This is a genomic window from Actinoplanes sp. HUAS TT8 (assembly GCF_051380535.1).
In the GTDB taxonomy this organism is placed as follows: domain Bacteria; phylum Actinomycetota; class Actinomycetes; order Mycobacteriales; family Micromonosporaceae; genus Actinoplanes.
Window position 1 is genome coordinate 2,403,372 of record NZ_CP195646.1, and the last position, 13,879, is coordinate 2,417,250.

Genomic DNA, 13,879 nt, shown 5'->3' on the forward strand with positions numbered 1-13,879 from the left:
CCTTCCGGCCGGACATTCTTTCTGACCCTAAATGCGGGCGTACGGAAGGAATAGTTCTGCTTTCAGGGTCCGCCGACCGGCCGATACCCGGTGGCGGCGATGTGGTCGGATCGTCGGGTGGAGCCCGCCTTCGTACTGGTGCACAGTCTGCTGCTGGGGCCGCGGACGTGGGCCCCGGTCGCCGCCGAACTGGCGGCGGCCGGGTCTACCGCGGTCGTTCCGTCGCTGGTCGGGGCGGATCGTCGGCCGCGCTCGTGGCCACCGACTGATCGTCCGGGACGGCGATCACGCGGGCCGACTGGGCCACGAAGGCCGCGCAGAATCCGATCATGACGAGCGCGCCGGCCACCGGGGCCAGGCCGATGGCGAACGCCGCGGCGGCGGTGCCGTAGACGGCCAGGTTCGCGATGATCACCACCTGGTTCGCCCAGGCCCAGAGCGGCACGGCGTCGACGCCGCCGGCCTGGGCGGTGCGGTCGAGCAGGCCCCGCAGCACGCCGTTGATCAGTCCGTAGGTCAGTCCGGCGATCAGGAATCCGGCGTACGCGCCCGCGTCACCGCCGAACACCCAGGCCACCATCGACGCCAGGTAGGCCCCGGCCAGCCACGGCAGCAGCCGTTCGCGATCGGCCACGAACCGGCGTAGCAGCAGCGTCGCGAACCCGCCGATGCCGTAACAGGACAACGCGTACCCGAAGTGCCGGGTGTCGAAGTGATGAATGACGGCGAACACCGGCAGCTCGACGGCGTTGAGGGCAGCCCCGATCAGGCTCAGCCAGGTCCATGCGGTCAGCGCCCGCGCGCGGGACCCGGCCAGCTCGGCCGGCCGCCCGAACAGCCGGCGCAGCGTGAACAGCGACTCCGGCCGGCCCGGTTCGGCCACCGGCTTCCAGGCCGGCCCGGTGACCAGGACGGCCAGGCCGAGCAGGAAACTGGCCGCGTCGATGACCACCAGCCAGCGCAGCCCGAACAGCGCGGCGATGACCCCGCCGACGGCCGGCGACAGGGCCAGGGTCACCGAGCCGATGGCCCCGAGCGCGATGTAGACCGACTGGCGCTCCTTGGCCGGCACCCACTCCCCGACCAGGGCCATGTACAGCGGATTGGCGATGCCCCGCAGCAGGGCCGACAGGGCGAAGAACACCAGCACGTACGGCAGGGGCGTGCCGGCCACGAGCGAGAGGCTCAGCACCGCGAGCGCCAGCTGGGTCGCGTAGTAGACGCCCGGACGCCGCCGGGCCGGGATCCGCTCGACCACGGCCCGCACGAACACCAGGCTCGGCAGGCTCTGGGCGACGAACGCGGCGGCGGTCGCGGCCGAGCCGTACTGGCTCTGCACGTGCTGGGCCAGACCGACGAACGTCAGCCAGTTGCCGACCTGGGACACGAACGAGGCGGCCAGCAACCGGCGCGACGGGGAGACGAGCACGCCCCAGGATATCGACGCAGGAGTATCGTCTTCGACGTGGCACTCGTCGGAGTCCAGAAGACCCTGAGCCCCGTCCTCAAGGCGAAGGCGCTGGACAATCGCCTGCCCGACCCGATTCTCGGCGACGAGTACGCCGAGCGGACGATGCGCCGCCTCGACCCCGACTACGACAAGGGCCGGTTCGGGGCCAGTCAGCTGGGCCTGTCGGCCGTGGTCCGGGCCAAGATCTTCGACGACTGGGCCCGGAGTTTCCTGGCCGACCATCCCGACGCCGTGGTGCTGAACGTGGGGTGCGGCCTGGATGCCCGGGTGTTCCGGGTCGATCCACCGACCGGGGTGGACTGGTTCGACCTGGACTTCCCGCCGGTCGTCGAGCTGCGCGAGCAGTTCCTGCCGGCGCGCGAGCACGACACGCTCATCGGCTCCGACGTCACCGACCTCACCTGGCTCGACCGCGTTCCCCGGGACCGGCCGGCGCTGATGATCGCCGAGGGCCTGGTGCCGTACCTGACCGAGGACGACGCCCGGCGGCTGCTGACCGGCGTCGTCGATGCGTTTCCGGCCGGGCAGATCCTGTTCGACACCGTGTCGGTGTCGGCCTGGCGGGCCTCGAAGTGGGACCCGGTCGGGCGCCGGTACAACGCCGTGTTCCACTGCGGTTTCGACGACCCGGCCGCGCCGGCCGCATGGCATCCGCGGCTCCGATTCGTCGACGAGGCGTCGATGAACGACTCGCCGGTGCTGCGGGCCAAGGCGCCCCCGGCCGTTCGCCGCATCTACCGCCTGCTGAACCTGCTGCCCGGGTTCACCCGGTCCAGCCGCATCGTGCGCTTCCGCTTCTGACCGGTCAGGCCACGCCGAAGGCGTCGACCACCCGGGCCAGCTCGGTCCGCGAGCTGACCTGCACCTTCGGGTAGATCCGGTACAGGTGGGTGCTGACCGTGCGCGGCGACAGGAACAGCCGCTCGCCGATCTCCCGGTTGCTCAGCCCGCGGGCGGCCAGCTGCGCGATCTGCTGCTCCTGCGGGGTCAGCGCGGCCAGGGCGTCCATCGGCTTGCGGCGGGTCTCGCCGGTCGCCCGCAGTTCACCGCGCGCCCGGTCGGCCCACGGCGTGGCACCGAGCGCGTCGAACGTGGCCGCCGCGGCCCGCAGCAGCGGCCGGCTCTCGGCCACCCGGTAGGCCCGGCGCAGCGTCGCCCCGTACGTGAGCTGCAGTCTCGCCCGGTCGAACGGCCACCCGGTCAGGTCCTCGGCGAGCGCGCTCGCGTAATCCTCGGTCAGCACCGCCCGCGCGTATCCGAGCCCCACCCGCAGCGCCGGTGACCCGCTGCGCGCGGCGATCGGCTCCAGCGCGTCGACGATCGGCCGCAGCTCGTCCAGGAAGCCGCCGAGCCACGCGGCCTCGGCCAGGTGCCCGAGCAACAGCAGCTGCTGGTACGGCATGTACGCGCTGTCACCCGGCTCGAACACCCGCATGAGCTGCTGGAACGCGTCCTCGGCGTGCCCCTCGGCCAGCGCCGCCACCCCGCGGGCCCGCTGCACCAGCGCGAGCATCGGCAGCCGCCGGGCCGCGAAGAACACCTGCTCGGCGGCGTCGGCCCGGCGGCGCGCGGACGTCACGTCGCCGCGCAGCGCCTCGGCCAGGGCGGCGATCAGGCTGCCGCCCAGCGACCACATCGGCTGCCCGATCTCGTCGGCCAGCGCGATGCACTCGGCCACCAGGGGCAGCGCGGCCCGGGTGTCACCCAGGCCCGCGTAGGCCGAGGCGGCGGTGTTGAGCGCCTGGGCCAGCACCCCGACCCGGCCCTGGGCGCGCAGGTCGGCGACGGCGGACAGGGCGAGTGTCCCGGCGATCTCGTACGCCCCGATCGCCCACGCCCCCATGGCCAGGTCGCTGCGCGTCACCGGGGTCAGGTCGGCGCGGTGTACCAGCCTCTCCAGCTGCCGCAGCGCGATCGCGCCGTGCTCGACCGGCGAGATCAGCGGCAGCACGATCGTCAACGCCGGATCGTCCTCGGGCAGCCCGAGCGCCCGGGTGATCTCGGTGTACCGGTCCCGGATCTCCGGCGGCACGTTCGAGTAGTAGACCCGCAGGTTGATCTCGCACAGCGCGCGCACGGCCAGCTCCGGGTCGCCGTCGCGGCGCATGGTGTCGATCAGATCGGCGTAGGCCATCAGCCGTTCCGGCCCGGACCAGGCGCTCGGGAAGTACGTCTCGCGCATCAGCGTCAGCCGCGCCCGGTCGGCCGGGCGCAGCGCCCCGGCGTCGATCTCGTCCAGCAACCGCCGCACGGTGTCCCCGTCACCCTGCTCGTGGGCGAGGGTCGACGCCCAGATCTGGCGTCGCCCGCGCGCGGCCGGATCCTCGCTGAGCTGCACCGCCCGCCCGGCCGCGGCGAGCGCCAGGGCGACCATCTGCCGCTGCGCCGCGCCGGTGGCCACGTCGGTCAGCTCCCGCGCCAGCTCCTCGTCCGGCCCAGCCGCGGCCGACGCCCGATGCCAGATCCGGCGCTCCGGAACCCCGTCGAGGACCTCGGCCAGCGCCGCGTGCACCCGCCGCCGATCGCCCGCCGGGGCCTGCTGGCGCAGCGCCGACCGCAGCAACGGATGACGGAAACGCAGCTCATAGCCTTCGTCCACGGTGATCAGGCGGGCCGTCACGGCCGGTTGCACGGCCTCGGCCGGCACCGGTTGCCCGGTCACGATCGCTGCCGCGGCCAGGATCTCGTCGAGCCGCCCGCCGTCGTTCAGCGCGGCGATCAGCAGCAGCCGCCGGGTCAGCGGCGGCAGGTCGGCGACCAGGCCACCGAAGGTCCGCTCGACCCGCGTGCTCAACGGCAGCGACGACGGCAGCAGGGCCGACCCGCCGGACCGGGCCGCCGCCGCACCGAGCTCGACCAGGCCGAGCGGGTTGCCGGCGGCCTCGTCCAGCACCCGGGCCCGCAGCGCCGGGGCCAGCCCGGGCGCGGTCGCGTCCAGCAGCGCCGTCGCGTCCGTGTCACCGAGCGGTTCCAGCGGCAGCTCGGGCAGCCCGGCCGCGGCCAGCCGCCGGTCGACGTCCTCGCCGTCGCGCACGGCCATCAGCACGGCGATCCGGTCGGACTCGACCCGCCGGCTCAGGAACGCGAGCGTCTCCCAGGTCGCGGCGTCCAGCCAGTGCGCGTCCTCGATCGCCAGCAGCGTCGTCAGATCCGGCTCGCCGAGCATTTTCAAGATCTCAACCGCTTGCGTGTACGGCGACAAGCCGCCCGCCCGCACGGAACGCACCGGGCGCAGCAGATGGTCCAGTCCCGCGTACGGGATCTGGCCCTCGGCCGGCACCCCGGTGACCGTCAGCACCCGCAGCCCGCGCTCCCGGGCCCGCCCGATCGCGTGGGTGAGCAGCGCCGACTTGCCGATCCCGGCCTCGCCGCGCAGGACCAGGGCCGCGCCCCGCCGCTCGTCCGCCTCGTCGAGCAACCTCTCGATCCGGCTGATCTGCTGGTCGCGCCCGACGATGTTGCTCACGACTCATCTTGCAACGCTGCAATCGGCACTGAACAGCCGCCCCCACCGGTCCAGTCGCGGTAAAGAGTTCCTTCACCGGCACCGGCTACGTTCGTGGATCGTCGTGGGGGAGGAACGTCGTTTGACCGGGTCAGCGGTGCGGTTGCAGATCATGGGCCCGTTGCGGGTGTGGCGCGGCGACCGCGAGGTGGACGCCGGCCCCCGCCAGCAGCGCTGTCTGCTGGCCCTGCTCGCCGCCCAGGCCGGCCGCCCGCTGAGCATGGCCGACCTGATCGACCTGATGTGGGGCTCCGGGCCGCCGGTGAGCGCGGTCAACGTGGTGCACAAGTACATCGGGGCGCTGCGCCGCCGGCTCGAACCCGGCCTGGCCCCACGCTCGCCGGGCACGTTCCTGACCCGGCACGCCACCGGATACCGGCTCACCGCCGGTCCGGAGATCCTGGACCTGGTCGCGTTCCGCGCTCTGGTGATCCGGGCCGGGCAGGCCGCGCGGGCGGGCCGGGCGGACGAGGCGCTCGACGACTACACCGCGGCGCTCGCCCTGGGCCAGGGGGCGGCCGGGGACAGCCTGGCCGACACGACCGGGGCCACGGCCGCGTTCGCCGCGATCGACGGCGAGTTCTTCGCCGCCGCGGTCGCCGCCACCGACGTGGCCGTGCGGACCGGCCGGCCGTCCCGGGTGCTCGGGCCGCTGCGGCTGGCCGCGCGGATGGGCCGCCTGCACGAGCCGGTGCACGCCGCGCTGGTCACCGCGCTCGGCGCGGACGGCCAGCAGGCCGAGGCGATCGAGGTGTACCGGGCGCTGCGCGAGCACCTGGCCGACGAACTGGGCCTCGACCCCGGGCGTGACCTGCAGGAGGCCCAGCACCGGGTGCTGACCCGGACGGCCGCCGGCCCGCCGGCGGCGGAGGTGGTCCCGGCCCCGCGGGTGCGCCCGGCGCAGCTGCCGCCGGACCAGCCGATGTTCGTCGGCCGCGCGCACGAGCTGGCCGTCCTGCACGACCTGGTGCACGGGATGCGTGACAGCCGCCGGGCCGGCCCGATGGTGATCGCCGTGGACGGCCTGGGCGGGGTCGGCAAGTCGACGCTGGTCACCCACTTCGCCCATCAGGTCGCGGCCGGGTTCACCGACGGGCAGCTCTACCTCGACCTGCGCGGGCACGACGACGAGGACGGCGGTGTCGCCCCCGACGACGCGTTGCGATCGCTGCTGTACGGCCTGGGTCTGCGTACCGCCGACATCCCGGACACGTACGGCGCGCTCATCGGCGTCTACCGCAGCCTGACCGCCGGCAAGCGGATCCTGCTGCTGCTCGACGACGTACGCGACGCCGCCCAGGCCCGGCTGCTGCTGCCCAGCTCGGTCGAGAGTCTCGTGCTGATCTCCAGCCGGCGCCCGCTGGTCGGCCTGGCCGCCTCCGACGGTGCCCGGCTCTACCGGGCCGAGGTACCCGGGCTGCCCGACGCGCGGCAGATGCTGACCACCCGGCTGGCCATGGCCGGGGGCGCCGCCGCCCGGACGGCCGACGCGGTGGTCCTCGACGACGTCATCGAGCTGTGCGGCCGGCTCCCGCTGGCCCTGGCCATCCTGGCCGCGCGGCTGTGCGTGCGGTCCACGCTGTCGCTGGCGTCGGTCGCGGCCGAGCTGCGCGACGGCGATCACCGGCTCGCGGCGTTCCCGCAAGGACCGGGACTGACCGATCCGCGTACGGCCTTCGCCTGGTCCTACCGGCAGCTCAAGCCCGACACGGCCCGGCTGTTCCGGCTGCTGTCGGTCGCGCTGACCCCGGGGATCACCGTCGAGGCGTGCGTCAGCCTGTCCGGGCAGGACGCCGGCCGGACCGGCGCCGAACTGGCCGAACTGACCGAGGCGGCGCTGGTGTCCGAGGACGATCACGGGTGTTTCACCTCGCACGTGCTCGTCACCGCGTACGCGCAAGAGCTCTTCCGGATCGTCGATCCGGTGACCGACCAGCGCGCCGCGACGACCCGGTTGCTCCAGCACTACCTGCACAGCAGCTTCAACGCGCAGGTCATGCTCGAACCGAACCGGCCGCCGATCGCGCCCCCGCCGCCGGAGCCGGGCGTGCGCCCGGAACGACCGGGGAGCTACGCGGAGGCGATCGCCTGGTTCGACCGGCACCGCGAGGTCCTCAAGGAGGCGGTACGGGTCGCGGCCGACCTCGGCGACGGCATCGTGCCCTGGCAGCTGGCCATCACCATGCAGCAGTCCTTCGAGTGGTCCGGCAACTTCCAGGACTGGGAGCAGGTGATGGGCCACGCGCTGCGGGCCGCACGCGAGCGGGGTGACGTGGTCGGCGAGGCGCACGTGCTGCGCAGCCTGGCCGGCGCGCGCTGGTTCCTCGGCGCCGGCCAGGACACCCTCGACCTGCTCAACGCCGCGCTGCGCGTCTTCGTCGACCGCGGCATGCTGCTGGAACAGGCCCTCACCGAGATCAACTTCCACGCGGCCTACACCGCCCTGGGCGATCATGAAAGCGCCCTGCACCACGCCGAGCGGGCGGCCGCGCTGGGCCGCGCCGACGGCAACGACACGCAGCAGGTGCGCAGCCTCGACTGCGTGGGCCGCTCGCTGGCCCGGCTCGGCCAGCACGAGCGGGCCGCGCGGGTGCTGGACCAGGCCCTCGACCTCAACCTGCGGGTCGGCCGCCGGCACGAGGAGGCGATGATCCGGGTCTCGATCGCCCACAACCTGGTTGACCTGGGCCGCCCGGACGACGCCGTCCACGAGCTGCGACTGGCGGTGAAGGCGGCCCGCTCGGTCGGGCAGGGCCCCTACCACTTCGAGGCGTTCCGCAGTCTGGCCGAGCTGCTGCTCACCACCGGGGACCCCGACGGTGCGGGCGAGGCGTTCCGGCGTGCGAGCGAGGTCCTCGACTCGTTCCAGGGCGGCGGGCCCCGTCACATGCGCGCGGAGCTGCGAACTCTCGCGGCGAAGATGCCATGACCCGGCGCCGGGCCTGCTCGATCGGGAGCAGGCCCGGCCACCCGGGCGGACTACTGGAAGTCGCAGCCCGGATTCGGGGCGTCGACCGACAGCGGCGAGCCGGTCGGCAGGACGTAGAGCACGTCCAGGATCACCGGGACCTTGCCCAGGTTGCGGCCGATGTGCACGTTGGTCTCGCCGGCCGGCTCCTTGATGAAGCTGCCGGCCCGGTTAACGCCGTCGGAGGCGCACGTGGCGTCGAAGTGGCTCAGGGTGCCCTGCTTGACCCGGCCGTACAGTTCGCCGCGGTGGAAGTGCCAGCCGGTGGCCTGCCCGGCCGGGATGGTGATCTCCCGCAGGATGTAGTCGGTGCCGCCGACCGTGGTCTGGGAGATGATCGTCCCGCTGACGCCCGGGCCGGGTGGCGTGGCCAGGGCCGGGGCCGCGACCGTCACCGTGGCCGTGAGGACGGCCGCGCTCACGACCGTACTGCGAAGGATCGTCCGGTTTTTCAAAGATCTTCCCCTCGTCGATATGGACGTGTCCGACGGTAAAGGGGGACAGTGACCGATCAGTGAATGCGCGCTGGATCGCCCTCGGTCAGCCGCGGGGCAGGACGCCGAGCAGGGTTGCGGTCAGGGACAGCCGCAGGGCGTCCCGCAGGTTCAGGTGGAAGCGGGCCAGCTCGGGTTCGGCCTGATAGGCGGCCTGCAGGCTGGGCGGGGGAGTGCTGTAGGCCGGGAGCGCGCCGGCCACGACCATGGTCTGCAGGCTGAACAGCGTCGCGTCCTCGCCGAGCTCGGGCAGGCACTTCTGGATCAGGCTGGTCATGGTGGTCAGGCGGGCCAGCGAGGCGCGCTTGTAGCGGGCGACGACCTCGACCGAGACGTTGTGCTCCAGGACGCCGCCCTGCGCGCCGAACAGGTCGCACATGACCACCCGGGCCGAGAGCGAGCGGCTGAGGATCTCGGCCACCGCGGTCGCCCGCTCGGTCATCGGCCCGGCCTCGTCGACACCGGCGGCCAGCTCGCCGGCCAGTTCCGTCAGCCACTCGCCCAGGAAGCGGTCGAGCAGTTCCAGCAACACGGCCTCGCGGGACTCGAAGTAGCGCAGCACGTTGGGCTTGGCCAGGCCGACCCGGCGGCTCAGCTCGTTCAGGGTGACCGCGGCCACCGGCATCTCGTCGAGCATCGCCGATGCCATGTCGAGGATCGCCCGGCGGCGGATCTCCCGCTGTTCCTCGGTTCGCGCCCGCTGGAAAGTCACGATCACCAGCCTAACTTACGTACCTCCGGTACGTTGACAACGTACCGCGAGTACTTTAGCGTTGTTCTCGCAAGATACCTTCGGTACGTTAATAGGGGAGCCGGACATGACCACGAACTGGACGACCACCGCCATCCCGGACCAGCACGGCCGGATCGCCGTGGTGACCGGCGCCAACACCGGGCTGGGATTCGAGACCGCCAAGGCCCTGGCCGAGCGCGGCGCGTCGGTGGTGCTGGCCGTGCGCGACACCGACAAGGGCGAACGGGCCGCCGCCCAGATGCCCGGCGACGTCACCGTGCAGGCGCTGGACCTGACCTCGCTCGACTCGGTCCGGGCGGCCGCCGGGGCACTGCGGTCCCGCCTCGGCCGGATCGACCTGCTGATCAACAACGCCGGCGTGATGTACACCCCGAAGCGGACCACCCGGGACGGCTTCGAGATGCAGTTCGGCACCAACCACCTGGGCCACTTCGCGCTCACCGGGCTGCTGCTGGACCTGATGCTGCCGGTGCCCGGCTCGCGCGTGGTGACGGTCAGCAGCACCGGGCACCGCATCCGGGCCGCGATCCACTTCGACGACCTGCAGTGGGAGCGGTCGTACAGCCGGGTCGGCGCCTACGGACAGTCCAAGCTGGCCAACCTGATGTTCACCTACGAGCTGCAGCGCCGACTGGCCCGGCACGGCACCACCGTGGCGGTGGCCGCGCACCCCGGCGTGTCCAGCACCGAACTGGCCCGCAACACGCCCGCGGCCCTGCGGCTTCCGCTCGAACTGCTCGCGCCGCTGATCACCCAGACCCCGGCGATGGGCGCGCTGCCGAGCCTGCGCGCGGCCACCGACCCGGCCGTGTTCGGCGGTCAGTACTACGGCCCCGGCGGGCGCTTCGAGATCCTGGGCCACCCGCGGCTGGTCACGTCCAGCCCGGAGTCGTACGAGGTGGCCGTCCAGCAGCGGCTGTGGGCCGTCTCCGAGGAGCTGACCGGGGTGACGTTCCCGGCGCCGGTCGCGATCAGCTGATGCGGTGGGCGGCGGCGCCGTTGTGCAGGAACCGGGCGCGGCCGTGCTCGTCCGAGCCGACCAGGGACAGGACCTCGTGGACGCCGGACCGCGGTTCGGCCGTGATGATCGAGTCTTCGTTGAGGCGGACGACCTCGACGCGGCTCTCGGATCCGGCCTCGGTTCGCGGGCGGTAGGTGAGGAACGCGCGGTCGTGCTCGGTGGCGAGGGTGACGTCGTACAGGGTGGAGCGGTACGTGCCGCACATGCGGTCCCGGTCGATCCCGGCCGGGTTCGGCGGCGGAACGGGCAGAGGAGTCGTCTCGACCCCCGCGAGATCCCGCAGCGCAGCACCGAAGATCTCGTAGGCCAAGGGCTCAGCCGCCGCGCTGTTGGTCAGGACCACGACCGCCACACCCGCGGACGGGACGACACGCAGGAACGCCTTCTGTCCCTTGGCGACCCCGGTGTGGCCGACCACCCCGTCCCGGTAGAGCATCCAGGCGAGCCCCCAGCCGAGGGCACCGCCGCCGAAATCCGGGACCGAGGTGACCTGGGGTTCCCGCAGCGCCGCCAGGGCGGGATCGGTCAGGTGGTGGCCGACGAACTCCAGCAGCTCACGGGCGCTGATCGCCAGGTGGGAGCCGCTGGGCGCCGAATAGTAGGAGACCGCCCAGTCCTTCGTCGGCACCGTCCTCCCGTCGGCCGTGACATGACCGACGGCGGCGCGGTGCAGAATCGCCTCGTACGGGTCGGTGGCGACGGTGTGCAGGCCCAGCGGGGTCACCAGACGTTCCCGCAGGACGTCGTGGAAAGGCTTGGCACGCAGCACCTCGACCAGGCGGCCGAGGATCACGAAACCACTGTTGGAGTACGAGAAGACGGCGCCCGGCGGAAACAGATGGTCGGCGTCGGCGAGGGTGGCGACGAACCGCTCGACCGCATCGGCGTTCCGGCCGGTGTCGACGAAATGGTTCCCGTCGACACCGCCGGTGTGGGTGAGCAGGTGGCGGGCGGTCAGCGAGGCGGTGGCGGACGGGTCGCTCAGCCGGAAACCGGGCAGGTAGTCGTGGACCGGACGGTCGAGATCCAGCACGGAGTCGTCGACCAGTTGCTGCAGCAGCGTGGCCGTCCAGATCTTGGTGATCGACCCGATCTTGAACACCGAGTCGGTCGTGACCTCGACCCCGGTGTGCACGCTCAGCACACCGGCCGCCTCGTCCCGGATCTCCCCGCCGGCCAGCACCGCGACCTGGGCGCCGGGCACGTCGTGCTCGGCGAGCAACTCGCCCAGATTCCAGCTCGTCGGGCCAGGCTAATCGGGTGTAAGTGCTCCGTTCTCCAGGCGCTCTACTTGGGGGACGGCGGTGCGGCCGACGGAGTGACGGCCGGGATGGGATTGGTGTTGGTGCCGCTTGGCGCTGCCGGTTGAAGCATGGACGAGACAGCCAGTCCGGCGACCGCTGTGGCCAGCGCGGTGCCACCGGCCACGATGATGGTGGTGACCGGTGTCGCCAGCGAACGGGCTGATCGGAAGTCGCGCACCCGACTCCATGGCAGGTTTGCCTGACGAGCGAGCCGCCATTCCCAGAAAAGGCCTAGTGCGACGAAGAATCCGCCGACCTGGCCGACGCGGAGTGAGGCCGCGAGGGCGAAGACTTTGGCGGGGGCATCGACGAGGACGAGGTTGAGCAACTCGGCGGGGAGCACGGCCAGAACGGCGCTGAACGCCTTGATGACCGGCGTGCGACCGCGGAGCAGCGGGTAGAAGTAGCCGAAGACGACTGCGTAGATCAGCCAGCGTGCGATGTAGCGGATGGTCGCCAGGAGCGTGATTCCGGGCCACCACTGCATATCGCCTACGGCGAACTGATCAGCCAGGGCCGCGACCTCCAATCCGATGATCGGTGCGGCGATGATGACGGCGATACCGAGGGTTCCCAGCGCGCATGTCCACGGGCCGCTCCCTCCGGAGGTGCGCAATCCGGAACTGGCCACAGCCGTGTAGCGGCCCAACGCGGCCGCCTCGTCGATTGCCTCCTGGGCCTGTTGCAGCTTGACGACGCTGGGCCTGACCGGATTTGAGGCCACGTCCGGCAGGCGGTCCCGAAACGCCTTTGCGGCCTCCTTCTGCATACGACGCTGCCAGGATTCCCGCTCCAGCAATGCCATGTGGTCGGTCGTGGTGGTTGCTGCAAGTTCGGCCGCCTCGGTCAGACGAGACTTCGGCAATACCCAGGCCATTCCTACAGCGAGGACGCAAGAGGCGAGCAAAGCTCCGATATGGTCGGCTGTCTGCGGTATGGATCCGGCGACGACGAACGTAATTCCCGCCGCCCTCACCTGCGGACTTCCAAGAGCCGTCGCTGTCTGCCCGGCTTGCCGGAGCTTCGACACGAGCACGACCAGAATCAGTAGGAGCATCAGTGCGACGAAGAGGTTGCTGAACCGCAGGTAGCTGTCGATGAAGATGCCGTTTCCGGCCAGCACCGGCCGGAAGTCTCGGAGGGTGGCCAGCGGAGGTAGGAATAGCAGGGCCGCCATGAACGGTGCGGCTACGAGCGGCCGTGGCAGCAGAGCCCGCAGTGCCGGGATCCAGGCCAGCCCGCAAATGGTGAGAACCAGGGTGGTTGTCTCGGTGATGTAGGCGGTCTCGAATAGATACGGCGCCAGCAGCGTGCCGGACACGAGCAAGGCTCCCGCCGCTGTGCCGTACGGTACTGCCCGCCAACCCTTCGCCGTCCCGGCCAGTCCGGCACCCAGTGCGGCGCCGGCGACCAGCAGCCCGAGTCGCCATATATCCGGGATGACGGAGGGAATGAACAGGAACGGTATCGCCGAACCGAACAGCGAAGCGACCGCGACCGTGACACCCTCTCGATGTGATCCTGCGCGGAGGAGAAGGGCGGCGAGTGGCGGGCTCGCCAGGATGAAGGCAACCGAGAGTTGGCCCAGCCATCCCCGGATTCCGGGTGTCGTGTTCGACACCGCGGCCAGGCTGCATACCACGATTACCAGTGCGGCGACGATCATTGCTTCCGGAATGCCCCGCCCGCCGCGTGGTGACAGTAAAAGGAAGGCGGCCAGCGGTACGAGCAGCGCCAGCCCACTGAAGATGTTTCCGGGCGCCAGGGATGAAGCTGTCTCCCCGATGTTGCTGAAGAAATACAACGACTGCGGCGAACGGCGTTCGATCCTTTCGGCATCGATGGTGATGTTGTCCGGTGGGCCGGTGAACCGTGCATCGTGCTCGCCTCGGCTGGCCGCTTTCGGTCCCGTGACAGCTGTAATCCGGAGGCCGTGATACTTCACGGTTAGGGCACGAGAGTTGACTTGGGCGGTGACCACCGCCGGTCCGGCTTCGATCTGAAGTGAGATGTGATCGTTGTCCTCGGCCCATTCCCAGGGCGTTTCGGCGAGGGTTACGGTGGCTGTGCGGGCGCTTTCGGGGCGTTCGACGACCAGCGGCACATCGTAGGTTCCTTGGTGGAATCCGAGCAGGTAGAGGGCAACCTGATCCGGGTACCCGGCTGTCCCGTCCTCGATCGATGCCAGCAACGGATCGTCGTGGTCCATGACAACTTGCGAGACGGTGCTGTACCGATATCCGTGCGCCGTGGTGGATACCTCTACCGTAGTTGTCGCTTTTCGTGAGGTGGGTGCGGGAAGGCCGACCCAATCCGGGGGCGGGGGTGTAAGATTCGCGGCCGGGTAATTGCGATACTCCGG

General features: G+C 71.4%; 9 protein-coding genes. 3 read left to right on the forward strand and 6 right to left on the reverse strand.

The window, feature by feature from the left end:
* Positions 1–205: 205 nt before the first annotated feature.
* Positions 206–1,429, reverse strand: a complete 1,224-nt coding sequence (locus ACSHV8_RS10525; RefSeq protein WP_436531811.1) for an MFS transporter — start codon at positions 1,427–1,429, stop codon at positions 206–208.
* Positions 1,430–1,465: 36 nt separating this feature from the next.
* Between ACSHV8_RS10525 and ACSHV8_RS10530 the strand changes: the two genes are divergently transcribed.
* Complete coding sequence (locus ACSHV8_RS10530) at positions 1,466–2,272, forward strand: class I SAM-dependent methyltransferase (protein ID WP_436531813.1); 807 nt, start codon at positions 1,466–1,468, stop codon at positions 2,270–2,272.
* A gap of 4 nt (positions 2,273–2,276) precedes the next feature.
* Here ACSHV8_RS10530 and ACSHV8_RS10535 read toward each other — a convergent pair whose 3' ends face one another.
* Positions 2,277–4,937, reverse strand: a complete 2,661-nt coding sequence (locus ACSHV8_RS10535) for a LuxR C-terminal-related transcriptional regulator (protein WP_436531814.1) — start codon at positions 4,935–4,937, stop codon at positions 2,277–2,279.
* A gap of 121 nt (positions 4,938–5,058) precedes the next feature.
* Here ACSHV8_RS10535 and ACSHV8_RS10540 point away from each other — a divergent pair, with 121 nt between their 5' ends.
* Positions 5,059–7,905, forward strand: a complete 2,847-nt coding sequence (locus tag ACSHV8_RS10540) for a BTAD domain-containing putative transcriptional regulator (protein WP_436531816.1) — start codon at positions 5,059–5,061, stop codon at positions 7,903–7,905.
* Between the two features lie 50 nt (positions 7,906–7,955).
* Here the strand turns inward: ACSHV8_RS10540 and ACSHV8_RS10545 are convergent, their stop codons facing one another.
* Both ACSHV8_RS10545 and ACSHV8_RS10550 read right to left on the reverse strand, forming a co-directional pair.
* The gene (locus ACSHV8_RS10545) at positions 7,956–8,366 is read right to left on the reverse strand and encodes a cupin domain-containing protein (protein ID WP_436531818.1); all 411 of its coding nucleotides are present in this window, start codon (positions 8,364–8,366) and stop codon (positions 7,956–7,958) included.
* Positions 8,367–8,484: 118 nt separating this feature from the next.
* Positions 8,485–9,156: a TetR/AcrR family transcriptional regulator gene (locus ACSHV8_RS10550; protein ID WP_436531819.1), complete on the reverse strand. Its 672-nt coding sequence runs from the start codon at positions 9,154–9,156 to the stop codon at positions 8,485–8,487.
* A 100-nt stretch (positions 9,157–9,256) separates the two neighbouring features.
* Here ACSHV8_RS10550 and ACSHV8_RS10555 point away from each other — a divergent pair, with 100 nt between their 5' ends.
* Complete coding sequence (locus ACSHV8_RS10555; RefSeq protein WP_436531821.1) at positions 9,257–10,171, forward strand: SDR family NAD(P)-dependent oxidoreductase; 915 nt, start codon at positions 9,257–9,259, stop codon at positions 10,169–10,171.
* Here the strand turns inward: ACSHV8_RS10555 and ACSHV8_RS10560 are convergent.
* Both ACSHV8_RS10560 and ACSHV8_RS10565 read right to left on the reverse strand, forming a co-directional pair.
* The gene (locus ACSHV8_RS10560) at positions 10,164–11,435 is read right to left on the reverse strand and encodes a serine hydrolase domain-containing protein (protein WP_436531822.1); all 1,272 of its coding nucleotides are present in this window, start codon (positions 11,433–11,435) and stop codon (positions 10,164–10,166) included. The genes ACSHV8_RS10555 and ACSHV8_RS10560 overlap by 8 nt on opposite strands.
* 65 nt (positions 11,436–11,500) lie before the next feature.
* Positions 11,501–13,726, reverse strand: coding sequence for a hypothetical protein (locus ACSHV8_RS10565; protein ID WP_436531824.1), 2,226 nt, complete (start codon positions 13,724–13,726; stop codon positions 11,501–11,503).
* Positions 13,727–13,879 lie beyond the last annotated feature (153 nt).

Excerpts from the sequence above, each read along its gene's own strand:
- ACSHV8_RS10565 (WP_436531824.1), bottom strand. The coding sequence starts at position 13,726 with ATGGACCACGACGATCCGTTGCTGGCATCGATCGAGGACGGGACAGCC.
- ACSHV8_RS10555 (WP_436531821.1), top strand. The coding sequence starts at position 9,257 with ATGACCACGAACTGGACGACCACCGCCATCCCGGACCAGCACGGCCGG.